The organism is Paenibacillus tianjinensis (assembly GCF_017086365.1).
Classification (GTDB): domain Bacteria; phylum Bacillota; class Bacilli; order Paenibacillales; family Paenibacillaceae; genus Paenibacillus_AQ; species Paenibacillus_AQ tianjinensis.
Map to the genome: position 1 here is coordinate 2,104,384 of NZ_CP070969.1, position 23,217 is coordinate 2,127,600.

24 protein-coding genes are annotated in these 23,217 nt (G+C 47.7%); 16 read left to right on the forward strand and 8 right to left on the reverse strand.

Translation table 11 applies throughout. The features are described from left to right. Window positions 1–82: 82 nt before the first annotated feature. The 3 genes from JRJ22_RS09080 (at window position 83) to JRJ22_RS09090 (ending at window position 3,442) form a co-directional block, all read left to right on the forward strand. Window positions 83–1,153, forward strand: a complete 1,071-nt coding sequence (locus JRJ22_RS09080; RefSeq protein WP_206104158.1) for an ABC transporter substrate-binding protein — start codon at window positions 83–85, stop codon at window positions 1,151–1,153. 183 nt (window positions 1,154–1,336) lie between these two features. Further along, window positions 1,337–2,389, forward strand: a complete 1,053-nt coding sequence (locus JRJ22_RS09085) for an LLM class flavin-dependent oxidoreductase (RefSeq protein WP_206104159.1) — start codon at window positions 1,337–1,339, stop codon at window positions 2,387–2,389. 84 nt (window positions 2,390–2,473) lie between these two features. Then, window positions 2,474–3,442, forward strand: coding sequence for a hypothetical protein (locus JRJ22_RS09090; RefSeq protein WP_206104160.1), 969 nt, complete (start codon window positions 2,474–2,476; stop codon window positions 3,440–3,442). On the opposite strand, the gene JRJ22_RS09095 is transcribed toward JRJ22_RS09090, so the two are convergent. Next, window positions 3,426–4,010, reverse strand: coding sequence for a CDP-alcohol phosphatidyltransferase family protein (locus JRJ22_RS09095; protein WP_206104161.1), 585 nt, complete (start codon window positions 4,008–4,010; stop codon window positions 3,426–3,428). The genes JRJ22_RS09090 and JRJ22_RS09095 overlap by 17 nt on opposite strands. 117 nt (window positions 4,011–4,127) lie before the next feature. Further along, window positions 4,128–5,015 (reverse strand): fructose bisphosphate aldolase, encoded by an 888-nt coding sequence (locus JRJ22_RS09100; RefSeq protein ID WP_206104162.1) that lies wholly within the window; start codon window positions 5,013–5,015, stop codon window positions 4,128–4,130. A gap of 284 nt (window positions 5,016–5,299) precedes the next feature. Between JRJ22_RS09100 and JRJ22_RS09105 the strand changes: the two genes are divergently transcribed. After that, on the forward strand, window positions 5,300–6,316 hold the full coding sequence (locus tag JRJ22_RS09105; RefSeq protein WP_206104163.1) for a GDP-mannose 4,6-dehydratase: 1,017 nt from the start codon (window positions 5,300–5,302) through the stop codon (window positions 6,314–6,316). Between the two features lie 132 nt (window positions 6,317–6,448). Here JRJ22_RS09105 and JRJ22_RS09110 read toward each other — a convergent pair whose 3' ends face one another. Genes JRJ22_RS09110 through JRJ22_RS09120 form a run of 3 tightly spaced genes read right to left on the reverse strand, consistent with a single transcriptional unit; the run spans window position 6,449 to window position 8,317 of the window. Next, window positions 6,449–6,814, reverse strand: coding sequence for a GntR family transcriptional regulator (locus JRJ22_RS09110; protein WP_206104164.1), 366 nt, complete (start codon window positions 6,812–6,814; stop codon window positions 6,449–6,451). Next, window positions 6,811–7,467 carry an ABC-2 transporter permease gene (locus JRJ22_RS09115; protein ID WP_206104165.1) on the reverse strand — a complete coding sequence of 219 codons (657 nt, stop codon included), beginning with the start codon at window positions 7,465–7,467 and terminating at the stop codon, window positions 6,811–6,813. Before JRJ22_RS09115 ends, JRJ22_RS09110 begins: the two co-directional genes overlap by 4 nt. Further along, window positions 7,460–8,317 (reverse strand): ABC transporter ATP-binding protein, encoded by an 858-nt coding sequence (locus JRJ22_RS09120; RefSeq protein ID WP_206104166.1) that lies wholly within the window; start codon window positions 8,315–8,317, stop codon window positions 7,460–7,462. Before JRJ22_RS09120 ends, JRJ22_RS09115 begins: the two co-directional genes overlap by 8 nt. A 193-nt stretch (window positions 8,318–8,510) precedes the next feature. On the opposite strand from JRJ22_RS09120, the gene JRJ22_RS09125 reads away from it, so the two are divergent. Further along, window positions 8,511–9,062 carry a hypothetical protein gene (locus JRJ22_RS09125; RefSeq protein ID WP_206104167.1) on the forward strand — a complete coding sequence of 184 codons (552 nt, stop codon included), beginning with the start codon at window positions 8,511–8,513 and terminating at the stop codon, window positions 9,060–9,062. A 283-nt stretch (window positions 9,063–9,345) separates the two neighbouring features. Further along, a complete protein-coding gene (locus tag JRJ22_RS09130) occupies window positions 9,346–9,969 on the forward strand; it encodes a hypothetical protein (protein WP_206104168.1) in 624 nt (207 codons plus the stop codon). Between the two features lie 131 nt (window positions 9,970–10,100). On the opposite strand, the gene JRJ22_RS09135 is transcribed toward JRJ22_RS09130, so the two are convergent. Together JRJ22_RS09135 and JRJ22_RS09140 are read right to left on the reverse strand one after the other, a co-directional pair. Then, a complete protein-coding gene (locus JRJ22_RS09135) occupies window positions 10,101–11,792 on the reverse strand; it encodes a M3 family oligoendopeptidase (RefSeq protein WP_206104169.1) in 1,692 nt (563 codons plus the stop codon). Window positions 11,793–11,875: 83 nt separating this feature from the next. Then, the gene (locus tag JRJ22_RS09140) at window positions 11,876–12,769 is read right to left on the reverse strand and encodes a LysR family transcriptional regulator (protein ID WP_206104170.1); all 894 of its coding nucleotides are present in this window, start codon (window positions 12,767–12,769) and stop codon (window positions 11,876–11,878) included. A 128-nt stretch (window positions 12,770–12,897) separates the two neighbouring features. On the opposite strand from JRJ22_RS09140, the gene JRJ22_RS09145 reads away from it, so the two are divergent. From JRJ22_RS09145 to JRJ22_RS09180, 8 genes are all read left to right on the forward strand, one after another. Next, window positions 12,898–13,044 carry a hypothetical protein gene (locus JRJ22_RS09145; RefSeq protein ID WP_206104171.1) on the forward strand — a complete coding sequence of 49 codons (147 nt, stop codon included), beginning with the start codon at window positions 12,898–12,900 and terminating at the stop codon, window positions 13,042–13,044. A 21-nt stretch (window positions 13,045–13,065) separates the two neighbouring features. Beyond that, on the forward strand, window positions 13,066–13,983 hold the full coding sequence (locus tag JRJ22_RS09150; protein WP_206104172.1) for a helix-turn-helix transcriptional regulator: 918 nt from the start codon (window positions 13,066–13,068) through the stop codon (window positions 13,981–13,983). A gap of 85 nt (window positions 13,984–14,068) precedes the next feature. Beyond that, window positions 14,069–14,581 carry a DinB family protein gene (locus tag JRJ22_RS09155; RefSeq protein ID WP_206105059.1) on the forward strand — a complete coding sequence of 171 codons (513 nt, stop codon included), beginning with the start codon at window positions 14,069–14,071 and terminating at the stop codon, window positions 14,579–14,581. 179 nt (window positions 14,582–14,760) lie between these two features. Continuing rightward, window positions 14,761–15,330 (forward strand): YdeI/OmpD-associated family protein, encoded by a 570-nt coding sequence (locus tag JRJ22_RS09160; protein ID WP_206104173.1) that lies wholly within the window; start codon window positions 14,761–14,763, stop codon window positions 15,328–15,330. A gap of 50 nt (window positions 15,331–15,380) precedes the next feature. Beyond that, on the forward strand, window positions 15,381–15,848 hold the full coding sequence (locus JRJ22_RS09165) for a DUF1801 domain-containing protein (RefSeq protein WP_206104174.1): 468 nt from the start codon (window positions 15,381–15,383) through the stop codon (window positions 15,846–15,848). 52 nt (window positions 15,849–15,900) lie between these two features. Next, entirely contained in the window at window positions 15,901–16,284 is a 384-nt protein-coding gene (locus JRJ22_RS09170; RefSeq protein WP_206104175.1) for an iron chaperone, read from the forward strand. 97 nt (window positions 16,285–16,381) lie between these two features. Then, window positions 16,382–17,350 (forward strand): helix-turn-helix transcriptional regulator, encoded by a 969-nt coding sequence (locus JRJ22_RS09175; protein WP_206104176.1) that lies wholly within the window; start codon window positions 16,382–16,384, stop codon window positions 17,348–17,350. 121 nt (window positions 17,351–17,471) lie between these two features. After that, window positions 17,472–18,365, forward strand: coding sequence for a diguanylate cyclase domain-containing protein (locus JRJ22_RS09180; RefSeq protein WP_206104177.1), 894 nt, complete (start codon window positions 17,472–17,474; stop codon window positions 18,363–18,365). Window positions 18,366–18,391: 26 nt separating this feature from the next. Here JRJ22_RS09180 and JRJ22_RS09185 read toward each other — a convergent pair whose 3' ends face one another. Beyond that, entirely contained in the window at window positions 18,392–19,282 is an 891-nt protein-coding gene (locus tag JRJ22_RS09185; RefSeq protein ID WP_206104178.1) for a helix-turn-helix domain-containing protein, read from the reverse strand. Window positions 19,283–19,408: 126 nt separating this feature from the next. Between JRJ22_RS09185 and JRJ22_RS09190 the strand changes: the two genes are divergently transcribed. Both JRJ22_RS09190 and uvrA read left to right on the forward strand, forming a co-directional pair. Then, complete coding sequence (locus tag JRJ22_RS09190) at window positions 19,409–20,323, forward strand: nucleotidyltransferase domain-containing protein (protein WP_206104179.1); 915 nt, start codon at window positions 19,409–19,411, stop codon at window positions 20,321–20,323. Window positions 20,324–20,341: 18 nt separating this feature from the next. Next, window positions 20,342–23,212, forward strand: a complete 2,871-nt coding sequence (gene uvrA, locus JRJ22_RS09195) for an excinuclease ABC subunit UvrA (protein ID WP_206104180.1) — start codon at window positions 20,342–20,344, stop codon at window positions 23,210–23,212. Window positions 23,213–23,217: the final 5 nt, after the last annotated feature.

Below are 23,217 nucleotides of genomic sequence, written 5' to 3' on the forward strand. Positions count from 1 at the left end.
AATGAGAATTATTATCATTGACAGATGCCCCTGCTTTCTATATTCTACGAGTTACGTACATACAGAAAAGGGGACAAGGATAATGAGAAATGTATTCAAAAGATACGCACCGCTCATGGCAGTTTTACTGATGGCGGTAATGATTGCCGCATGTTCATCGAACACGAAGAATGAGAATGCGGCAGCGAGTACAGCTGCACCAACTAATAGCAGTAACACCGCCGCAGAAGAGACTGCTGCTCCAAGCACGAAGACCGTCTACCCGCTCACAATCGAGAACTTCACCAATAGTGGTGAAGGAACAGAATGGAAGGCTAAATCCCAGACTTTTGACAAGGCGCCTGAAAAGGTAGTGGCCAATACTCAAGGAGCTGCCGAGCTGCTAATTAAACTGGGACTTACCGACAAAATGGTAGGCGTTGCCGCGCTTTACGGTGCGGGAGATCCGGCTGTCCAGGAAGAGTTCAAGAAGATTCCTGTCATCTCCAAAGAGTATGCCAGTAAGGAGCTCGTTGTCGGAGCAAGTCCTGATCTGGTTCTGGGACGCAGTGACCTGTACGCGGATGCGGATTGGGGCGTAGGGACAGTTGAGGGCTTAAACGAGCTGGGGATCAAGACGTTCGTGCAGAACACCAGCGTTAAGGGAGCTACGCTCGACAGCCTGTACAAGGATATCGAACAGCTGGGTCAAATCTTTGATGTCCAGGAGAACGCAGCTGCTTATATCGGGGAATTGAAACAGCGTGCCCAGACGTTAAAAGACAATTCAGCAGCAAGTGGAGAGAAAACCTTTGCTTATGTTTCCGACGGCGGAAATGGGGCAATAGCGATCTATAGCGGGAATGTTGATACATTTGCAGGCGATGTACTGGGATTGCTTGGACTCAGAAACAGCTTTGGTACCGTTACGGGAGAAATCAGCAAGGAACAGCTGATTGCTACCAACCCGGATGTCCTGCTGCTCTCGGTTTATACCGGGGGGGTTGATCCGGAAAAGACGCTGAAGGCCTTCTATGCGGATCCGTCACTGCAAAGTCTGAATGCCATCAAAAACAAAACGATTTATCCGATCGACTTCAACCAGTTCTGGGGATACAGCTATTCCATATTTGACGGGGCTGAGAAGCTTGCATCTGAACTGCTTGCTAAGTAATAAGACAAGCTGGTGAATAGATTTACAGTAAGCAGGCAGGGGGTCACGTGAGTGACAATCCAGCCTGCTTTTTTATGTTCAGACTGGACACTATTGAATTTAAATTTTGAATATTCAGCAATTTAAAGATAGAATAATGTCATTAAAAGATCAATAACGATAACAGCTTGGGGGAACCGAACAGTGGAACTGGGAATAAGTACGTTTGTTGAAACAACGCCGGATGTGAACACGGGTAGGACGATGAGTCACGCGGAACGGCTCCGTGAAGTAGTGGAGGAGATCGTTCTTGCAGATCAGGTTGGCCTGGATGTATACGGTGTGGGCGAGCATCACCGGCCGGATTTTGCCGCATCCTCTCCTGCGGTTGTGATGGCTGCGGCGGCAGCTCTGACTAGCCGGATACGCCTAACCAGTGCTGTAATGATTCTATCATCCGCTGATCCGGTCCGTGTCTTTCAGGACTTTGCCACGCTGGACGGTCTATCCAATGGACGGGCAGAGATTATGGTCGGCCGCGGTTCATTTACGGAGTCCTTTCCGTTATTCGGCTGCGATCTGAACGACTATGAAACCTTATTCGAAGAGAAGCTGGAACTCTTGATGAAGCTCCAGGCATCGGAGCGCGTAACCTGGGAAGGCCAGCACAGACCAGCTATACATAATCTGGGGATTTATCCTCGTCCGGTACAGCAGCCTCTGCCAGTATGGATTGCCAGTGCAGGGAGTCCCGAGTCAGCGGTACGGGCAGGGGCACTTGGTCTGCCTTTCGCGCTGGCGATGATCGGACCTGTACGTCCTTTGCAATTTGCTTCGCAAGTACAGCTCTATAAAAAAGCAGCAGCTGAGGCGGGCTATGACAGCATGAAACTGCCGGTTGCGGCGCACGCTCATGGATTTATCGCGGAGAGTACACCGAAGGCTATTGAACAGTTTTTCCCTTCGACGTATGCCAGAACCAATGTTAGAGCGGTTGAGAAGGGGCTCCCCCCTTACACACGTGCAGATTATGACGCGGCAGCCAGCTTTGAAGGAGCCTTATATGTTGGCGACCCGGAGACTGTGGCGGACAAAATCATTCATTTGCGCAAGCATGTAGGAGTTACGAGATTCCTTCTGCATGTGCCGCATGGCACGATGGATCACGCTCATGTCATGGAGGCCATCCGGCTTCTCGGAACTGAAGTGGCACCCCGGGTGCGGGAGGAGATCATGCGCTGGGAGAATAGCCGATAAGCAGCGTCGGTTTTTTGCAATACGGTTGACAGGGTTTCCTGATACGATACGGATAGCACTTATCTACAGGGAGGTTGTTCGGTAATGAGTAAGCTGTCCATTGAAGATTTTCAGGAAATCAGATGTTGGATGTACCGGAATGCACGGCCGCTTGATTTGGCAAGATGGCAATATCATTTTGAGAAGGGGAGCGCAGAACAAGTTCTTCAGGCCCTGGAGGCCTATCGCAACCGTGATAAAGGATTTGGTCATGCTTTAGATGCGGATAATTGGAATCCCAATTCTTCACCGTATACAACTGGAATTGCGGTTGCCATACTCCATGAAATTGGGATTGCTGATGCACATCATCCTCAAATCACAGGTATTCTGGCTTACCTTGAGCACTGTGAACCGTTTTCTGAGCAAGGCTGGCTGTTTACCATACCATCCAACAGTGATTTTCCCCATGCACCCTGGTATACCTATAGCGAACAAAATAACATCGACAATGGCTTCCACGCTACTGCAGGTTTAGCCGGTTTTATCTTAAAGTTTGCTGACCCTTCTTCCGGATTGTATACGAGAGCCCTTGCCCTTGGTGATAAAATGATGGATAAGCTCAGGAAGTCAGGACAACTCGAAAGCCATGAGCTTGGCGGTTATGCTACCTTTCTCCGGGATGTAGAGTCGGCAGCCTTAAACGGCAGATACAATTGTGATGAACTTGCGGTAAGGCTGCAGGAGTTGGTAAATGATGCGATTGAAAGAGATCCCGCCAAGTGGCCGGTCTATTCGATGAGGCCGTCTATGTACATATCGTCTGCAGCTAGTATTTTTTATAAAGGGAACGAAGAGATTATGGAAAAGGAGCTTGATTACATCCTTCATTCCAGAACTGGCGAGGGTGTATGGGATATTATGTGGAATTGGGCGGATTACCCGAATGCGTTCGCGGTAGCTGAAAACTGGTGGAAAGCAAATTGGGCCATTCACAACGTGTTGCTGTTAAGGGAGTTCGGGCGAATCGAGGTTTATGTGAACCCGATTCTCACTTTTACTTCTTCCAGTTAAACCCTCCGCTATCCCTTGAGAGCTCTTTCGATGTTAGATTTATCAACTGTTCTTCAATGGCTGAAAAGCTGGCTAATCCGCAAAGCAAGCTTGCGGTGATAGTTAGCCCAAACAGATTATACAGAAACGGGAAGAAGAACAGCACCAGCCCGGTTGCCTTGTTGGCATATGTATGTATGAAAGCCAGAGTACGGTATTTAAACCACCCAGTAATCAAAGAGCTGATGCGTACCAGGGCAATAGCGCTGATCCAGCATATAATCCACCAGGGAAACTGAAGAACCGGCAGGAAAACATACAGTATAGCACCTATGAAAATAGCATCGGCCACACTGTCGAGACTCGCCCCGAATGAACTGGTGACCATCGCTTTTCGTGCAATATATCCATCCAGAGCATCGCTTGCCCCGCATAGGAGATAGGAGATACAAAACAGGGCAGAAAACGGTTCTAGAAACAGCAGAATCATGGAGCCGATCATCCGCATGGCGGTGAGAATATTAGGGATATGTTTTATTTTCAGCCCTCCAGGCACCAACCAGATTTTTATTCCAGCATTACCGCACACATGAATCTCTTAACAATGGTGAGGGAATCTTATTATACTGTGATATGGTAAAAAATACAGCGAAAAAACGCCCCAGGAGATACAACCTCCGGGAGCGTTCTTTATAAATAAACCGACTCAGGTAATTGAGGCTTCGTAGATCGCCTGTGTGGATTTTGCGAGCAATGCGTTGAATTCATCATCTGTCTGCTCGTCACTGAGCCCCTGTGATAAGGCACGTGAGAAGCTGGCGATTAATCCGTGGTTACGCGCCAGCTTTTCATTAGCCTCCGCTTGGGTATAGCCGCCGGACAATGCCACGACCCGTACCACATGCGGCTCCTGGATCAGCTCACTGTAGAAATTGTCTTCCGCCGGTAAAGAAAGCTTCAGCATGACTTTGACGTCTTTGCCAAGAGTGGATAAATGAGTTAAAAGCTCGTCCTTTAATATCTTTTCCGATTGTGCCTTATCGCTACTATGAATATCCACTTCCGGTTCGATGATCGGCACCAGACCATATCCGGCAATTTGCTTCGCGAAAGCGAACTGCTGCTCTACGACTTCATGAATGCCGCCAGGGTTGGCTTCCTTAATCAGTGAGCGCATTTTGGTCCCGAAAATATTTTTTTGGACGGCCCGCTTCAAAAGCTCATCCAGCCCGGGGATGGGCTTCATGAGTTGAACCCCATTGTTAGGCTCCGCCAGTCCCTGATCGATTTTGAGAAAAGGTACAATGCCTTTCTGCTCCCAGAGGTAATCGGCGGTGAACTGGCCGTCAATGGTAAGATCCATCGTGTTTTCGAAAAGAATCGCACCTAGAATGTGCCTGGAATCAAATGTCGGACTTTTGATGATCCGTGTCCTCATCGCATGCACCAAGGTAAACATTTCCTGTTCATTAGTGTAACGGTCTTCACGGATACCGTATTGCAGCAGTGCTTTCGGAGTGCTTCCTCCGCTTTGATCCAAGGCTGCAATAAAGCCGTTCGCATGTTGAATCCGCTCTAACTGTTTCGTATTCATGGATGTTTCTCCTCTCGTTTACATAGATTTGGAGATCAACTTGAACCTGTTTATTATATCATTACTGCGTGAATGTATACATTTTTGGTGCATTAGACGGAAACTCTCCTTAACTTGCCACTGAGGAATTCCTGGGAAATAGCCTTCTCATGAAGGCGTTTCCAAAAGACTGCACGTTGTATCTCGAAAAAATATTGTAATTATTTAGTAAAAGGTATATCATCGTCAAAAATGGATAATCCAACCTTTGTCTTCGTCTTAACTAAAACACATGGGAGGTTTTGATGATGCAACGCTCTTTATCTGATTGCCGTGCTTTAGTAACAGGGGCTTCCGGATTTATAGGCGCCTGGCTAACTCGTCATCTCGTTGATCTGGGTGCTGAAGTAACCACTATTTTGAGCGAGTTCAACCCGCGAAGCCAGTTTGCAAAGCTGGGATTGGACAAGGAGATTCGATGCTATTATGGGTATATTACCGATTACAACCTGATTGAACGTGCAATTACAGACGGGAAAATAAATACTGTCTTTCACCTCGCTGCAGTTTCCCTTCAAGACTTGGCCTATCAAATCCCCTGGCAAACTTTTGAAACCAATGTAAAGGGTACCTATAATCTACTGGAGGCTTGCCGTGTTCACCAGGACCAGGTATCGAAGATAATAGTTGCGTCCAGTGACAAGGTATACGGTGACAGTCCAATTCTCCCCTATTACGAAGATATGCCTATTCAAGGCAGAAATCCCTACGATGTATCTAAGGCTTGTTCCGATCTTATTGCTCAAAGTTATAGACACAGTTTTAATATGCCTATAGCTGTAGGCCGTTTCGGCAATATTTATGGTGGTGGCGACTTGAATTACCGCCGTTTAATTCCCGGCACCGTACAACGGCTATACGCAAAGCTGCCTCCAGTGATTAGAATTCCTTCAAACGGGATATACATGAGAGATTTTTTGTATATTCAAGATTTGGTTGCCGCTTATATGGCTATGTACCATTTTGTAGATAGGGAAGGAAAGGGTGACGATTTTAATTTTGGAACAGGTAAGTTGTGGGACATCAAACAAGTGATTGAGATCATTCAGCGTGCCATGAATCTTGAATATATTGAACCATTATATGAACATCAAAAAAACAGTGAAATCTTGCACCAGCACCTGTCACCCGAAAAAGCAAAATTTATGCTCAACTGGTCCGCAGAAACTTCGCTTGAAGAAGGAATCAGAAACACAGTGGAGTGGTACTGCAATTATTGGAATCCTGATGGTTCCAATAATGCTGTGTTGGGGATAGTTTAAAGCATTGGATTAATGATCTGACGTATGTGAATTGAATTATAAAAGCAGTCACTTATGCTGAAATCATTCAGCTGTGGAATCGGACGGAACGACAAAAAGGCGTTCAATGAACGCCTTTAGATTAGAAAGGCATTAATAAATCTTGTTCAGCAACTCAATCACTTCATTAAGGCTGAGACCAAAGGACTTGTAGTAGGATGTATCGCTCTCCATTTGCTTCATGACCAATTCGTTGCGTATCCGCAGCATATCGCCCCGCGAGAAATCGGCTACAAAACATCCCTTACCTGTTACCGTATTTATCAAACCGCTTCGTTCAAGTTCTTCCCAAGCTTTCTTAACGGTAATTACGCTAACATTAAGCTCCAGAGCTGCCTGACGAATGGGCGGTAGACAAAAACCGCTTTCCAGCTCGCCTTTCAGAATTTGTGCGCTGATCTGTTCGTAAAGCTGCTGATAAATCGGTTTCTCGGAAGTATTCGAAATTGTTACATTCATAATATCTCCACTCGTTGGAATCTTTTTACCGCAATCCGGTAGGCAATCATTGTGAATACAATGAAAATTACGAGGCCCGCCATCAGAATGGATAGCTGCAGCGCTATATTATCCGTCCCGGAGCCATAGAAAATGTCGTTGACCCAAGGACTCTGGATTCCGGCCCATTGGGCAACTCCTGCAAAAAGTACAGCGGCCGCAGTAGCTGTGATGGTTGCAGCACCATACTTATACGCCGTCTTGTAATGCATGGATATAAATACGATGTTGAAGATCGCAAGCATAATAAGGCATAACCCCCAAAAGCCCAAATAAGGCGCATAGAAGAAGTATGTCAGATTAGGGTACAACCGAAACGTAAAAATACTGAAGAGCATTGCAAGGAGAAGGTGCATGAGTTCAAGAATGACAATAACGGTGATCCTGGACTTCACAATGTCTTTTTTGGTCACAGGCATTATCGTACTAAACATTAAATCATTCTGGCTTTTAAATCCGCCAAACATGTTCGGTACCGTTATGAAGCAGAAATAAAGCGGCACGAGAAAATAGATCCAGCCGGGAATAAGCATTAAGGCGCCCATAATTAAGGGTAATACGAAGAACCAGAGGTTTACCCCTAATTTCAAATCTTTCATCACCAAATTATACATATTCATCCTCCTTTTTTTTCGCGAAGTAGATCATGATTTCATCGAGGCTCGGCGTGGCGGCCCTTAGGTTGGAGAGTGGATCCATGTCTTTGGTATGAATCAATCCGGTAAAGCCGAAGGAGTTAGTTTTGTAGGAAATCAAATGTTCCTTCACTTCACTCAATTGGGCTTCACTGCCACTGAGTAAGCGGTAGGACTCTTTAAACTCGTTTTTCTCGGAGCTGGCAATGATTTGTCCGTGCTCAATGAAGGTTATATAATCCGCACATCTTTCCAGGTCGGAGGTAATATGTGTAGAGAAAAGAATGCTGATCTCGCCGCCCATAATGAGCTCCTGAAAGATATCGAGCAGATCGTCTCTTGAGACAGGATCGAGTCCGCTGGTCGGTTCATCCAGAATGAGCAGCTTTGCGCCATGCGATAAAGCTAGGGCCAAGCTGTACTTTACCTTCATCCCTCTGGATAGCTCCGCTATTTTTTTGTTCTCATCCAGCTTGAATCTCTTTAGATAATTGTAGTATGTTTCATCATTCCAATTTTTATAGAATTTCTTTGTAATATCGGTCAGCGTCTTAATCTTGCTCCGTGTATAGAAGTCGATATCACCGAATGCGCATCCGATTTCCTGCTTCAATTCAATTTCGTGATCAGCGATGTTCTTGCCAAGAATGTAAATCTCGCCGTTATCAACTTGAACCATGTTCAAGATTGATTTTATAGTGGTTGTTTTTCCTGCGCCATTGGCTCCGATGAAACCCATGATGTAGCCTTTCTCCAATTGAAAAGATACATCTTTGATCTGAAAATGAGGATATCTTTTATTTAAATTTCTAATATCTAGTGCCAGCATACTATACCTCCTCGAAAAATTGTGTATCCCGTGCATACACAATGTATCACGGGTCTTTTACACTAGTCAATGGGCATTTTGTATGAGATTCCATACATTTACATTTTTCTAGTAACATTTGTAACTGTATTAAATGCTAGAATTTGATAAATATAGGATGTAAGCGTTCAATAAATTGACTGGGGGAATAGTTGTGAAAAAATTAACAAAATTATTGTTGGTAGCCGGAATTTCTTTGGCGGTTGTTGGCGTTGGTAACAGCGGCGCTCTTAACAATGTATCTTCCGCAGCAAGCGCACCGCTCAAAGTGGGCCGGGTAGAGGCTGCAGCCCATGGCACAAAGTGCTTCACAGTAGCGGTTGCGGTTGTACAGAACGGCGTAATCGTAGCAGCTTCGCTGGACGACTATCAATTCCTGAGCACAGATGTGGCAACGGGAGTGCCTAACTCTGATAAGGATTTCGGACAGAATTATAAAGATCCTAACATGGTTCTGGCTTCCAAAAAGGCTAATGCCGAATACTATAGCGAGCATATGAAAGAAGAAGCGAAGTCCACAGTTAGTTACGACAAGAACATGGCTGCCATTGAGAAATTTGCGACAGGCAAAACCATCAAATCACTTGAACAAACCCTTACTTACAAAACTAAGGAGCAAGTGGTTGACGCTGTCAGCGGAGCAACACTTGTAGATACCCAAGGCTACTTAAAAGCAATTCTTGCTGCAGCTAAAGCGGCTAAATAAACTACCGCACGCGTCAAACGGCGCAGACACCTTCACAGGCTATAGCTGTGAAGGTGTCTTTTTTGTTGTAGGCTAAACCATGAGACACCAGCAGCTTTCTTATAAAAATTTTACATGAAATAGTTTTCACTGTATTGTAAAATTACGCCATGATAGGGTTCAAAAGCCCGCCATTATGCGGTTCTGCCTGTTGCGTTAGGGTGAGCTCCAGACTACCAGGCATATGAATATATTTTACCTGGAGCCGCTTGGTGGTATGATAGAAAGTGGGGTGAAATGAATAATGAATAATGAGACAGTCAACGAGGAAACAGGCAGCAACCCGCCCGAGATGACCGAAGAGAAGTGGAATGAGCTTCTGAAGGCGGTTCACCATAATGGTATGGTGGCTTTGAAAATGTATTTTAAAGATGTGGATAGTCAAGTCTTGAACTTGCAAGCCTACGGGCCAGTGTTCCTGTATCATGTAAAGGACGAGTCCGGGGATGTCTATTCAACCGGTTTTTTCCTTCGTGAACTGGTAGGGCGCTTTCAGTCGGATAAGAGTCCTGAGGTCTGGGTGTCCTCCTTCTTCCATGAAATGATGAAGACCAAGGGAGGCCAGCCGCTGCCAAAACAGCCGGAGAGTGAAGACGAGGCTAAGGCGGTTATTGACAATCAGGTAATCCCGCTGTGCATTAAGACGGTAGAAGAAGAATTCGCACCGGAAAAGGTGCATGCAGGATTGGCCTTTAACGAAACTCACGGTCCTGTTTTTGAAGCAGGCTTCCCGGATATCACCGAAGGCAATAATGTCTGCGCGATTCCGCTTCAGCTGCTCTATACGCATTATCAGCTGAACCGCGACCCTTCCGAGCTGCTGCTTCAGGGGATGTACAATATCCGTAAAGAGCATGGCTTGGAATAAAGCGGATTGGGACTGATGAGCAGGATTAAGCCTGGGCTTATAGCCTGATCCTATCCAGCACAAAGAGACGGCAGGAGTCTGCCGTCTCTTTGTGCTATTGCAGGAATTAGAGAAGTGATGAAGCGTTAAGCTTATAGAGCCTTGTCGTCGATAGAGTTCAACCAGCCCTCGATATCCCCGATCACAGAGCCGACACAGCCGTCTTGGAACGGTGAGATGAGTCCGGCCAGTTCTACGAGTTCAACAAAGGACTTACTGCCTCCAGCCTTACAGAGCGTCAAGTAATCACTCCAGGCATGCGCGAAATCTTCACCAGAGCGTTTCCAGAACTGGAAGGCGCAGAGCTGGGCCAATGTATAATCAATATAGTAAAAAGGGCTGCGGAAAATATGGGTCTGCTTCTGCCAGAATCCGCCGTGCTCCAAGTAGCTGTTGCCGCCGTAGTCGCGGTGCGGCAAGTATCTCTGCTCAATATCCCGCCAGGCCTGTTTGCGCTCAAGCGGCGTCGCTTCAGGATGGCTGTATACATAATGCTGGAATTCATCAACGGCAACGCCGTAAGGAATAAACTCCAGGCTGCCCGCCAGATGGTTGAACCGGTACTTATCCGCATCTTCTTCAAAGAACAGGTTCATCCACGGCCAGGCAATAAACTCCATGCTCATTGAGTGGATCTCTGCGGCTTCGTAGGTAGGAAACGCGTACTCGGGCACAAGCAAGCTGCGGCTGGTATACACCTGGAAGGCGTGGCCTACTTCATGAGTCAATACATCGATATCTTCTGAGGTTCCGTTAAAGTTAGAAAAAATGAACGGCGCTTGATACTTGTTGAGATAGGTGCAGTAACCGCCGGATTGCTTGGCGCTTTTGCTTAACAGATCCATAAGCTCGTTGCTTTGCATAAATGTAAAGAATTCGTCCGTTTCGGGCGAAAGCTCTTTATACATTTTCGCACCATTAGCCAAAATCCACTCCGGGTCGCCCTTTGGCGTGGCATTGCCGCTATTAAAGGTAAGGCTCTCATCATAGAACTTCAGCGTATCAAGACCCAGGCGCTCTGCCTGACGCTGCTTCAATTTCTGGGCTACCGGAACGATTTGCTCAAGCACCTGTTTGCGGAAGCCTGCAACCATACTGGCGTTATAATCCGTACGGTTCATCCGGTCATAACCAAGCTCAACAAAGCTTGGATAGCCCAGCTTATGGGCAATTCTCGTGCGTACTTTAACCAGCTCGTCAAAAATGCGGTCAAATTCGCCTTCATGCTCGGCCATAAAGTCATATCTGGCAGTAAACGCGCGTTTACGCAGATCGCGGTCCAGTGACATTTCAAAAGGAGCGAGCTGTGACAGGTTCCGTTCCTCTCCCTCAAACATAATTTTGGCCGAGGCAATGAGCTGAGTGTATTCCGTAGACAGCCTGTTCTCCAGCTGCAGGTCCTCGATAATTTCAGGGCTGAACGTCCGTAGAGAGATCTCCGCAAGAGCGAATAGCTGTTTCCCCCACTCCTGCTCGAACTCAGCTCTATACTTGGAGTTAACGATACCCTTGTAGAAGTCCGTTATGTATTCCTGGAAGATAGGAACAATCTCATCAAAAAAATCCTGCTCAGCCTTGTAGAATGTATCCTCAGTATTAATGGAATGGCGGATATAAACAAGGTTTTGCAGAGTATCAAATTCGCTGCGAAGCTCATTGAGCGCGACGATGGAAGCCTTTTGTTCCTCTAAGGTGTCTGCTTCCAGGCCTTTCAGGAGTGAGGTGAATTCAAGCTTAAGCTTGTCTACATCGGGACGTTTGTATGGATATTCAGTGAATTTCATGTTACAGTCAACATCCTTTCTCTACCAGATGAAGTATATTATACTATATGGAAGAAGAAACCAAAACTCGGAAAATGATATACTCACATGTTAAGCGTCTTCATCAGCGCGATAAATAATCCGATAAGCGGCGAGTAGTGCCGGTCACGGTTATAGGAATAGTAGATATGCCGCTGAAAATGGTATTCTGGAATTGGACGTATCATTAATTTGCCTGTTGCAACTTCATCAGCTACCGCAAGCCGTGAAATGAAAGACACATGCCGGCCGCTCATCAGTGATTGCTTAATGGCCTCTAGAGAATCGAGCAGAATATGGACGCGGGGCTCAACCCCGCAGGCTTCAAACCATTTGTTGGTCATTTGCCGGGTGCTGGATTGCATATCATGCAGAATGAAGTCCGCTGATGAGATCAGGGATGGGGTTAATTCGGACCGGTCCGCAAATTCATGATTGGGGGCAAATACCAGCACCAGCTCATCTTCGCATAAAGACTGGCTGTGCAGACTGGGCAGGTAAAAGGATTCCGTTGACAGGATTCCCAGATCGATCTCCTGATTGATCAGCATTTCTTTGATGTCGGGTGAAGACTTCACGGATAGCGATATTGTTGTCCCCGGATGCTGCTCCCCGAACAGGCTGAGGATTTTGGGCAGGATATAGGTGGCTGGGACGTAGCTTGCACCAATTTTCAGTATTCCGCGGCCTCCCTGACTGAATTCCTTAACGACCCGCTCCGCCTCGGCAGCCAGCGCATTGATTTTGACAGCATAATGAAGAAAAGCTCTTCCGCTTTCGGTCAGAATCATTTTATCCATTCTGGATTCAAACAGCTTCTCCCCGAGCTGCTGCTCCAGATTCTTCAGATGGTAGGTTACGGTGGGCTGCTTCAGCCCGAGCTCATCGGCTACCGTAGTTATTTTCTTATGCTTATACAGCAGTTCCACAATTTGCAGTTTAATCAAATTTAGATTCATTCCGTTCACTCCCCCTCTATTAGTTCAACGATAACATAGAAAAATTCTATGAATGTTAAAACTGATCAACAAGAAAGTTAATATCCGTCTTACATTCAGCTAACCCACCCAGAAGGGATATTAGAATAATGGAACCTTTGCTTGGTCTGGAAGTCACGGACCAGGCGGACCGGCAGCTGGGGGTAAGTGAGGTTATCCGCACGACCCAGGCCCTTGATGACTATGCTGACTTTATACCGCTTTGTCTCGAATGGCTGGAAAATGAACTGAAATAAACTAACAGGCGGGGAATACACATGAAATTGGAGCGATTAATCTCTATCATCTACAAGCTGCTGAATCACGAAGTATTATCTGCTTCCTGGCTGGCAGAGGAGTACCAGGTTTCCCCGAGAACCATCTACCGGGATATCGATGTAATCTGTGCCGCGGGCTTCCCGGTCGTATCGTATCAGGGAATGAAAGGCGGATACGGTATGATGGACGGCTACAAAATGGATAAAAGCCTGCTGGGCGCGTACGATGTCAATTCCCTGATTTCCGTGCTCAGCAGCCTTTCAACCGTGTTTGATGACGAACGTGCACAAGGGACTATCGAACGGCTGCAGACGATCGGGGAGGAGCATCAGACTGCGAGTCTGACCGTAGACTTTGATACCCGGCGGACGGAGCAGGACGCGCTTCGGCATTTACGCACAGCCATCACCGGACGGAACATTGTCCGCTTTGATTATGTTAATGCCCAGAATGAACGCACGACCCGTGATATGGAGCCGCTGCGGCTGCATTTCAAGTATCGCAACTGGTATATCTACGGGTACTGCCGGACCCGGCAGGACTACCGGGAGTTCCGGCTGTCACGGCTGCTGGATTTACAGCTGACCGGCGAAACCTTTGAGCCGCATCCGGATCTTCCGGTCGAGGCTGAATCTGCAGACAGAGGTGGACAGGGTCAAATGGAGGAGGTAGTGGTCCGGGTGGGTCCGGAGGCGATAGCGGAAGCGCTGGACCAGTTTCACCAGATGGATAGGCAGTTTCATCCCGACGGGAGCATGACGCTGCGGATTCCTGTCTGCCGGCCGCTGCAGGCACGATGGCTATGGAGTATTCTGCTGGGTTTTGGCAGCGGCGCCGTAGTACTCGAACCCCCTGCCCTGCGGAGCATCCTAAAAGAGCAGCTAATAAACACACTCAAACATTATGAAGAAGTATGACACGCTGTTGTCAAACTTCTTTTTTTATTATGGAATCAGCAACAACAACTTCAAATCTACTGCCAATCCAAAGGAGACGTTACGAATGAATCATCCGGAGCAAATGTTTAATTACCATACCTGGGCCAACCAGACGATCCTGGGGAGAATCAAGGAACTCCCGTCCGCTGTAATAAGTCAAGAAGTAGGAAGTTCTTTTCCCTCCATCGCCCATGCCCTTAGTCATATCTATGCAGTGGATAAAATGTGGTATCTGGTGCTGAATGGTACGGGTATGCCGGAGGCGCTGCAGGCAACCATTCCGCTGAATGGGACTATCCTGACTTCTGTGTACGAATACGCCGATATTTTTGCCGGGTTAACAGAGCAGTACAGACATTGGTTCAGCAGGCACACCGATTTGGAGCAGACCATCCAGCTGAATAATCCGTACATCGGCGTCCGTCAGACGAGCTTAGCGGAAATTATGTTGCACCTGGTCAATCACGGAACCTATCACAGGGGCAATATTACTACCATGCTGCGCCAGCTGGGCCATGCATCCACGATGACCGATCTTATTCTTTATCTGTATCAGGAGCCTGTACAGGCAGTTTAAGATGAATTTATTCAAGTAAGGTGTAGGGGGCTGATTTTTCTGTGCGCAGGAAATCGGCTCCTTTTTAGTTTGCAGTTTATATATTTGCCGCAATTTCATGTGGCGAATGGGCTTGATTTGGTATTATGGAAATAGAGAGGATGACACTCATCGGGTAGAAAGGAGCGTGAATGGCCTTAATGGAATTGGAAAATCTAATTCATGTAACATCGAGAGCAGAACTAAGAAGTTGGCTGCAGGAAAATTGTAAGACAGAGAAATCCTGCTACGTAGCAGTCAATATGACGCCGGCCCCGGATACGCTGCTGTATCTGGACGCGGTTGAAGAAGCTTTGTGCTTTGGCTGGATTGATGGTGTTAAAAAGAAAAGTTCGGAGGCAGTGCTGGTGCAGAGATTGTCTCCCAGAAGCAAAAGAAGCTCATGGACGGAATTAAACAAAGAACGTGTCCGCCGGCTCGAAAAGCTGGGCTTAATGAATGAAGAAGGAAGAAGGGTACTTCCTGCTATGGATCACGGGTCTTTTAAAATAGATTCTATCATCGAACAAAGGCTGCAGGAGGACAGAGAGGTATATGAGAACTTTCTGGCGTTTCCTGCCCTGTATTCAAGAATTCGGATTGACACCATACAGAGCTATAAACATCAGCCGGAGCTATTCAACAGCCGGTTAGACAAATTCATAACTAACACTAAAGCCAACAAAATGTACGGCCAATGGCATGATAACGGGCGCCTGCTGAATTATTAAGCTGTGCTGGATCGTATTACAAACCTTAACTTTACCGGGGAGGAACAAGCATGGAATACACCGCAAAAGGTCCCGACGATTATATCCTTCAGCTTCCGGAGGAACGCAAATCTGCGATAGAGAAGCTCAGGCTAACGGTTAAGCAGAATCTGCCAAGCGGTTTTGAGGAGACAATGGCCTATGGAATGATCGCCTATGTTGTGCCGCATCAGCTCTATCCGCCGGGTTATCATGTGAAGCCTGAGGAACCGCTTCCCTTCATAAGCATTGCTTCCCAGAAAAATTATATTGCACTGTATCATATGGGTATTTACATGATTCCGGAGCTGCTGGACTGGTTCCGGGAAGCGTATCCGAAGGTAGTTCCTACCAAGCTCGATATGGGCAAATCCTGTATCCGGTTTAAAAAGGTCAGCAGCATCCCTTATGAGCTCATTGCCGAGTTAAGCGGTAAGGTCACAGTTGAGGAATATATCGGGCGTTATGAGCGGGAGATTGCTTTGATTAAGAAGAAATAAAATGACCATTTCTGCTACAATCAATCTATTCTAGTACATGGAGAGTGACAGCATGGAAGATAACAAGATCACGTACGATTCCATTGACGAATATATTGCCAAAGCAGCACCTGAAGTAAAAGACCTGCTTGAGAGGGTAAGACAAGTGATTCAAGAGGCGGCGCCTGAAGCTAAAGAGAAGATCAGCTATCAGATGCCCACTTTTGAGCTGCATGGCAATCTGGTACACTTTGCGGCGTTTAAGAAGCACATCGGATTCTATCCGGCACCGCAGGGGATTGAGGCTTTTCAAGAGGAGCTGTCAGGTTATAAAGGAGCAAAGGGCTCCGTTCAGTTCCCCCTGGATCAGCCGCTGCCTTTTGATTTGATCGGCCGGATCGTTAAATTCAGAGCTGCAGAAAATAGTAAAAAAGCCGCCGGCAAACGGAAGTCCTAATCCGCTATAAGGGTCTTTTCCGCAAGTAAAATCAAGTAATGCAATTTCCATTTCTCCATAATGAATATAGGGCGGATGGAACGGGGTGAGCGGACAAATGTACGAGTGGCATAAGCAAATCCAAATAATCGTTGATGAAATTGACGTATGTATTAAACATCATAACTGTGAAGCCATAACACTACGGTTTCTCTCTCGAAAGCTGGGTTATTCCGAATTTCATACAACGAGAAAATTCAAAGAGATATCCGGTATGCAATTTAAGGATTATCTGCGGCATAGAAAATTAGCCTTTGCGCTAAAAGAGGTGCGGGATAGCGAAAAAAGCATTTTGGATATTGCTTTTGATTATGGTTTCTCATCACATGAAGCTTTTACCAGAGCTTTCAAGGGAACGTATGGTGTAGCTCCAAGTGAATACCGTAAAAAGCCTAAGCCTGTTGTTCTTCGAACCAAAATAAACCCTTTCGACCGCTACTTTTTCGGATTTGGAGAGATGGGTATGATGAAATCTGCGGCTGATGTCAAAATTTATTTTGTGACCATTCCTGCACACAAATTTCTACACATTAAAAACTATGAGAGTAACGGGTACTGGGATTTTTGGCAGAAGCAAAGTCTTATTCCGGGGCAGGACTGCGAAACCATCTGCGGCTTACTTGATAGTATCAAGGGCAAATTGGATGACGATGGCGGGAGCGAATCTAACAGCGGCAACGGTCAAATCATGGCGTACATTAATGACCCGGACGGCAGACTCTGCGATTGGGGGATTCCGCGTACAGAGTGTTATGGTGTCCGACTTCCTGTTGATTATGATGGCGAAGTACCCACACAAATGCTTATGATTGATGTTCCCGAAGCCGAGTATATTGTTTTTGAACACGGGCCCTTCGATTATGAGCAGGAAAACCGCAGTGTGGAGGAAAAGATGGAAAAGGCAATGGCAACTTTTGATTTTACAGGCACCGGATATTGCCTTGATACTTCCCCGGGTAGAATCATTTACTTTTTCTTTAATCCGGAACGGTATTTTAAGTATATCAGGCCAGTTCGGAAATCATAATCAATATAAACACCTGCCAAAGCGGTAGGTGTTTTTTTGGGAGTTGACTTTAACGTAACAGGAAGGTTTATGCTGGGGTTAGGGCTGTTCCGGCCGGAAGCCTGGATGTGGAGGAACGGTAGTGAAGATAAGTGAGTTTGCGGAAAAGAATCAGGTAACTACAAAAATGCTGCGCCATTACGATGAGATTGGACTGCTCAAGCCGTCAGCTATTGATCCAATGACCGGGTACCGTTTCTATGATGAAGAACAAGGACGATTGCTTCACTGGATTCTAATTCTGAAGAATCTGGAATTTTCGCTTGCTGAGATTAAAGCTGTGCTTACAGGTCCTGTCCGCAGTGAAGACTTGGTCAATCAGCTAATAAACAAACGGATTGAAATTACAAGCCATATGAATGAGCAGGTGCAGAAGAAAGTTCAAATCGACAGGTTAATTACATTACTTGAAAAGGAGGGGGTTCTGATCGGCCATCCATTTGAACTGTTACATATAACGCAGCAAAGTGTACATGAACTCAAAAAAAACATGCCCAATCTGGAAGTTTTCCTGGAATATACGTCAGAGCTGCTATCGGATTGCGCAGACAATGACCCTGTAGCGGTCATGCGGTTTGATATCCGCCACTTCAAGCATGTTAATGATGTATACGGCTTCGATGTGGGGGATCAGGTCATTGTAGCTTGCTACGAAATGATCAGAGAGAGTCTTGAGGGTTACAGGGAACGTGCATGCCTGGGACGGGCTCATGGTGACGAATTTATTGTATTTGTGCAAGCGGGCCGGGATGAACTTTATACCATCGCTCAATCGATAGGAAGGCAGATGGAGTTTTTTGACTTTCAAAGCGTCGGTTGTCTTGAGCAATTAGGCTGCAGGGTAGGCTTCATCTATGCTGAAAAAAGAACGGTGGATGATATCCGCAAACTGATTGAAGGTACGATGGAGACGATTCATATGGCCGCAGGAACAGGCAGCAAATATTCGGTTTTTGGCAAGGCATATATAGAGTAAACAGTTGTTTCAGTTGCCAACGCAATCTACAGTCCCGAAATCGGAAAATACAGGTCGCATTCACAGTAATGCTTATTGCCCTTGGCGTAGTTGACTGATTCGTAGCTGAATTTCTCTTCCAGATTAAACTGTACGGTCGGCATCCAGATTTCAAAGATATACTTCCATATAGCGCTTAAGGATTGTGCAGAAATCTCCTCCGGACGATGGAGGCCGATATAGGTGAACACACCGTATTTATGCGGCTTTGTATGCCTAATATTCATATCCGGCGGGACGATGCTGCTGCGGTTAATTTGCAGGGAAGGCTGGTAAAAGGTAGTGCCGCTGAAGGGTTCGGGAACAGCTGTAAATCCGATATACACATCCTTTTCCACCGGGTTCAGAATCCGATGCCGTTCACCGGTAAAAAAATCAACGCCGAGCCTGGCTGCATCAGGTTCGGTGTTTTTTTGGCCTGCACCGAGTGTATATTCAGGACCGGCAATCGAGAAGGAAGGCACAACGCTGATCGAGCGAAAAAAAACCAGCCCTTCTCCCGCCCGGCTCATAAAGTCGGCGTTGAAGCGGTCGAGGATGTTCAGCGGTGATGGGGATTTGCGCCATTTGGCTGGAGTAATATTATATTCGTCCTTAAACGTCCGGTTGTAGGTCCGCTCACAGCTGAAGCCGTATTTGCCGGAAATGAATTCTATGCTGCTCCGCTGGTTCAGCAAATCACCTAGCGACATGGCAATCCGCCTTCTGCGGACATACTCCATTAGCCCCGTTGCCGTAGCACCCTTCCAGATGCGCAGCAGATGGAATTTGGAGACATTGACATGCTCCGAAATATCGTCAAGACAGAGCGGCTCCAGCAGATGATCTTCAATGAAATCCGTGGTCCGGTTAATGGTTTCCAGCAAATAATGATCCATGATACCTCCTGTTTCAGCAATAACTGTCCGGTTTTGGGAAATGGGTGAGGTGTATAATTTTACCACAGGCTCTGAAAAGGGCAAGCGATTTCAATCATATGAAGCGGATGGAGGAAAAGCAGAGATATGGAGGATAGTGTACTGCTGGAGCTGCAGGAACGTTACCGGGCGGCGACGGAGAGTTTTGTCGACAGGGTAAGGAGTGACCCGAACGTCATCGCCGTCATTGTGTGCGGCAGTCTGGCTTATGATACCGTCTGGGAGAAAAGCGACATCGACATGGGCCTGATCGTACGTGATCAAACGCTGCAACAGAATGCCTATTGCCTGGTAGAGGATGGAATCACGATCAATGTCCAATTGTTTGACCGGAGCGGATTCAAGCGCGGCTTTGACCGGCTGGTCGGCGGCTCGATGCCGCAGTCTTTTTTTGCCAAAGGACAGATGGTCTATACCTCTGATGACAGCCTTTATGCCTATTTCGAGGAGTTTAAGCGGCTGGGCAGTCAGGATATTGCGCTGTCCCTCTTGTGGCGCTCCTGTGAGCTGATTGACATTTACCACAAATGCCAAAAATGGCTGACGGTGCGCAAGGACCCGCTGTATACCCAGTTCTTTCTGGTCAAGGCTGCGGATCACATCGCCGCGATGGAGCTGTGCGCCGCTGGTGAGCCGCCGATCCGTGAATCGGTCCTCAAGGTGCTGGAGCGTTCGCCGGAGCAGATGGCCCCTTTTTATCAAGACCCGCTGACCCGCCGGTTAAGTGAAGAGGAGCTCTGGAAGGGGATCGGGGAGATTGAACAGGTTCTGGAGCGTCATCTTGACGTGATCAGCCGTCCGGTGCTTGAATTTATGGCCGATCAGCAGATGAAGACAGTAACCATGCTGGCGAAGCATTTTCATATGCAGGGGCATTATCTGATTAACATTCTGGAGTACATGGCGGAGAAAGGAATCCTTGAGAAGGTCTCCCAGACGATCCGCATCACCTCCAAAAGCAAACCGGCAGTTGAAGAAATCGGCTTTTTGTATATTCCATAACAGAGGGGGAATAAGCACATGTCCGTTCGAACGACGATTGAAATCTCGGGGGCCAGGCAGAATAATCTGAAAAATGTGTCGGTTGAGATTCCACGTGATAAGCTGACAGTCATTACTGGAGTGTCCGGTTCCGGCAAATCCTCGCTGGCATTTGATGTGATCTATGGCGAAGGCCAGCGGAGGTTTCTCGATTCCATTTCAAACTTTGCCAAAAGCCGGATCAGCCAGGTGAAAAAAGCGAAAGTCGATTATGTCCGGGGCCTGTCCCCGGTCATCGCCATTGAGCAGAAAAAAGGCAATCACAATCCCCGCTCCACGGTGGGAACGGTAACCGACACCAATGATTATCTGCGGCTTCTGTTCGCTACAGCGGGGACCGGCCATTGCCCGGAGTGCAGCAAACCGCTGCGCCAGCTGTCCGCTGCACAGATTGCCGAGCATATTACCGGCCTGCCGGAAGGTACGGTCATTGAGCTGCGGGCACCGGTGAATAAAATATACGGGGAAGAGTATAGCTATACCTTTCAGAAGCTGCGGGAAAAAGGCTTTAAACATCTGCTTATTGATGGTGAGCCCGTCTCACTGGGGGATGAGCTGGAGCTGGATGAGCGCAAGGCGTATAGGATTGAAATCGTTATCGACCGGATCAGCCTAAAACCGGACACCTACATACAGCTTACCAAGTCAATAGAAGCGGCGATTCTAGCGCTGGATGAGGATATTATGATTAAGGTGGAGGTCATTGGCGGAGTAGAGGAAGAGTTCTACCGGCATTTTGCCTGTCCGGAGCATCACTTCTTCCTGTGCGATATGCAGCCGTTCCATTTTTCCTTCAATACGCCGGCCAGTGCCTGCCATACTTGTCTTGGTGTGGGAATGTCTTATGTGGTGGAGCCGCATTTTCTGGTGGTTGCACCCGAGAAGAGCATTAATAAGGGCGCACTCAAGAACACGGTATTTAACACCGCCGGCAAAGACAGTTACCGCACGGTGCTGATGTACAGCCTGTCCCAGAAATATGGCTTCAGTCTGGATACGCCGTTCCACGAACTGCCCAAGGAGGTCCATGAGCTGCTCTTCTTCGGTAGCAAAGGCGAGCTGGTTCCGATGCTGCAGCCGCCCTTTTCGCAGAAAAAGAACTGGCTCACCGGACGCGACCGGCCCTTTGGAGGATTCGTGCATGAAATGGAGAGCTGGTACAAGCATTATATCCGCAAGTCATCCACGACAGAGGCGTTTGAACCGACTTTTATCAAGGATTGCATGATTGAGAAGGTCTGTCCGGAATGCGGCGGCGCCCGGCTTAAGAAGCAGCGGCTGCAGGTTACGGTCGGGGAGAGGAATATCGATCAGCTCAGCCGGATGCAGCTGCATGAGCTGCTGGAGTTTCTGGAATCGCTCACCTTTGAACCGGAGGTCAGGGATGTGGCCGAGACGATTGTCCGTGAGCTGCATACCCGAATCAGCCTGCTGATCGAAATCGGACTGCATTATATCAACCTGGGCAGACGAAGCGACAGCATATCCGGCGGGGAGATGCAGCGGATCAAAATGTCCACCCAGATCAGCAGTGAGCTGATGGGCATGCTCTATATTATGGATGAGCCGAGCATCGGGCTGCACCCCCGCGATTCCGGCAGGGTCATTGAGACGATGAAAAAGCTCCGTGATCTCGGCAATACGATCATTGTGGTTGAGCATGACATGGATACCATCGGCAGTGCCGACCATATCATTGAAATCGGGCCGGGCCCGGGAATCCATGGCGGCAGCATCGTCGCCAGCGGGACACTGGCGGATATCATGAGTGAGTCAGAATCGGTTACAGGCCAATACCTGTCAGGGCGGGCGAGTATTCCAGTGCCCAAGCAGCGGCGGAGCCTCGGGGATCACTTCTTATCCATCCAAGGGGCGCGGGAGAATAATCTCAAGAATGTGGATCTGGATATTCCGCTGAATGTGTTCATCTGCATTACCGGAGTATCCGGCTCCGGGAAAAGCTCGATGATCAATGAGATCCTCTCGAAGCAGCTCAAAATCGACAAAACAGGCGCGCGGATTGTGGCCGGCGAACATGATTATGTGTTCGGAGCCGATCTGCTGAATCATGTGATCAACATCGATCAGACACCGATCGGCCGCAACAGCAAATCCAATCCGGCCACTTATATCGGAATTTATGATAAAATCCGCGACCTGTTTGCCTTACAGCCGGAAGCGGTGGAACGCGGCTATCAGCCGATTGATTTCAGTCTCACCCATGCGAATGGTACCCGGTGCGAGCATTGCGCGGGCGATGGTATTATTGTCACGAGCCTGCAGTTCATGGCCGATATCGAAACCATCTGTCCGGTATGCAAGGGTAACCGTTTCTCCGAGGAAGGACTCGAAATTAAACTCCACGGTAAAAGCATTGCGGAAGTGCTCGAAATGACCGTAGAGGAGGCTGCCGGCTTTTTCGCTGACCACAGGTACCTCAAGCACAAGCTGGGGATTATGAATGAGCTTGGACTGGGCTATTTGACGCTCGGCCAGAGCTCAACCACCCTCTCAGGCGGGGAAGCCCAGCGGGTGAAGCTCTCTAATGAGCTGGCCAAGATCAAAAAAGGCGCCCATAATCTATATATCCTGGACGAACCGACAACTGGCCTTCATCTCGCTGATATTCAGAAGCTGCTGGTTGCGCTGAACAAGCTGGTGGACGGCGGGCATTCCGTTATCGTGATCGAGCATCATCTGGATGTGATGAAGTCTGCCGACTATATCATCGACATGGGACCGGAAGGCGGCAACGGCGGCGGCTATGTCGTCGCAGAAGGCACACCCGAGCAGGTCGCGAAGGTGGAGGCGTCGCATACTGGAAGGTACCTGCGCAGTGTGCTTGGCTAGAATGC

Coding starts and splice junctions, on each gene's coding strand:
- JRJ22_RS09080 (WP_206104158.1), top strand. CDS start 83: ATGAGAAATGTATTCAAAAGATACGCACCGCTCATGGCAGTTTTACTG.
- JRJ22_RS09090 (WP_206104160.1), top strand. CDS start 2,474: ATGAGTAAGCTGTCCATTGAAGATTTTCAGGAAATCAGATGTTGGATG.
- JRJ22_RS09100 (WP_206104162.1), bottom strand. CDS start 5,015: ATGAATACGAAACAGTTAGAGCGGATTCAACATGCGAACGGCTTTATT.
- JRJ22_RS09105 (WP_206104163.1), top strand. CDS start 5,300: ATGATGCAACGCTCTTTATCTGATTGCCGTGCTTTAGTAACAGGGGCT.
- JRJ22_RS09110 (WP_206104164.1), bottom strand. CDS start 6,814: ATGAATGTAACAATTTCGAATACTTCCGAGAAACCGATTTATCAGCAG.
- JRJ22_RS09115 (WP_206104165.1), bottom strand. CDS start 7,467: ATGTATAATTTGGTGATGAAAGATTTGAAATTAGGGGTAAACCTCTGG.
- JRJ22_RS09120 (WP_206104166.1), bottom strand. CDS start 8,317: ATGCTGGCACTAGATATTAGAAATTTAAATAAAAGATATCCTCATTTT.
- JRJ22_RS09130 (WP_206104168.1), top strand. CDS start 9,346: ATGAATAATGAGACAGTCAACGAGGAAACAGGCAGCAACCCGCCCGAG.
- JRJ22_RS09135 (WP_206104169.1), bottom strand. CDS start 11,792: ATGAAATTCACTGAATATCCATACAAACGTCCCGATGTAGACAAGCTT.
- JRJ22_RS09140 (WP_206104170.1), bottom strand. CDS start 12,769: ATGAATCTAAATTTGATTAAACTGCAAATTGTGGAACTGCTGTATAAG.
- JRJ22_RS09145 (WP_206104171.1), top strand. CDS start 12,898: ATGGAACCTTTGCTTGGTCTGGAAGTCACGGACCAGGCGGACCGGCAG.
- JRJ22_RS09150 (WP_206104172.1), top strand. CDS start 13,066: ATGAAATTGGAGCGATTAATCTCTATCATCTACAAGCTGCTGAATCAC.
- JRJ22_RS09155 (WP_206105059.1), top strand. CDS start 14,069: ATGAATCATCCGGAGCAAATGTTTAATTACCATACCTGGGCCAACCAG.
- JRJ22_RS09160 (WP_206104173.1), top strand. CDS start 14,761: ATGGAATTGGAAAATCTAATTCATGTAACATCGAGAGCAGAACTAAGA.
- JRJ22_RS09165 (WP_206104174.1), top strand. CDS start 15,381: ATGGAATACACCGCAAAAGGTCCCGACGATTATATCCTTCAGCTTCCG.
- JRJ22_RS09170 (WP_206104175.1), top strand. CDS start 15,901: ATGGAAGATAACAAGATCACGTACGATTCCATTGACGAATATATTGCC.
- JRJ22_RS09175 (WP_206104176.1), top strand. CDS start 16,382: ATGTACGAGTGGCATAAGCAAATCCAAATAATCGTTGATGAAATTGAC.
- JRJ22_RS09185 (WP_206104178.1), bottom strand. CDS start 19,282: ATGGATCATTATTTGCTGGAAACCATTAACCGGACCACGGATTTCATT.
- JRJ22_RS09190 (WP_206104179.1), top strand. CDS start 19,409: ATGGAGGATAGTGTACTGCTGGAGCTGCAGGAACGTTACCGGGCGGCG.
- uvrA (WP_206104180.1), top strand. CDS start 20,342: ATGTCCGTTCGAACGACGATTGAAATCTCGGGGGCCAGGCAGAATAAT.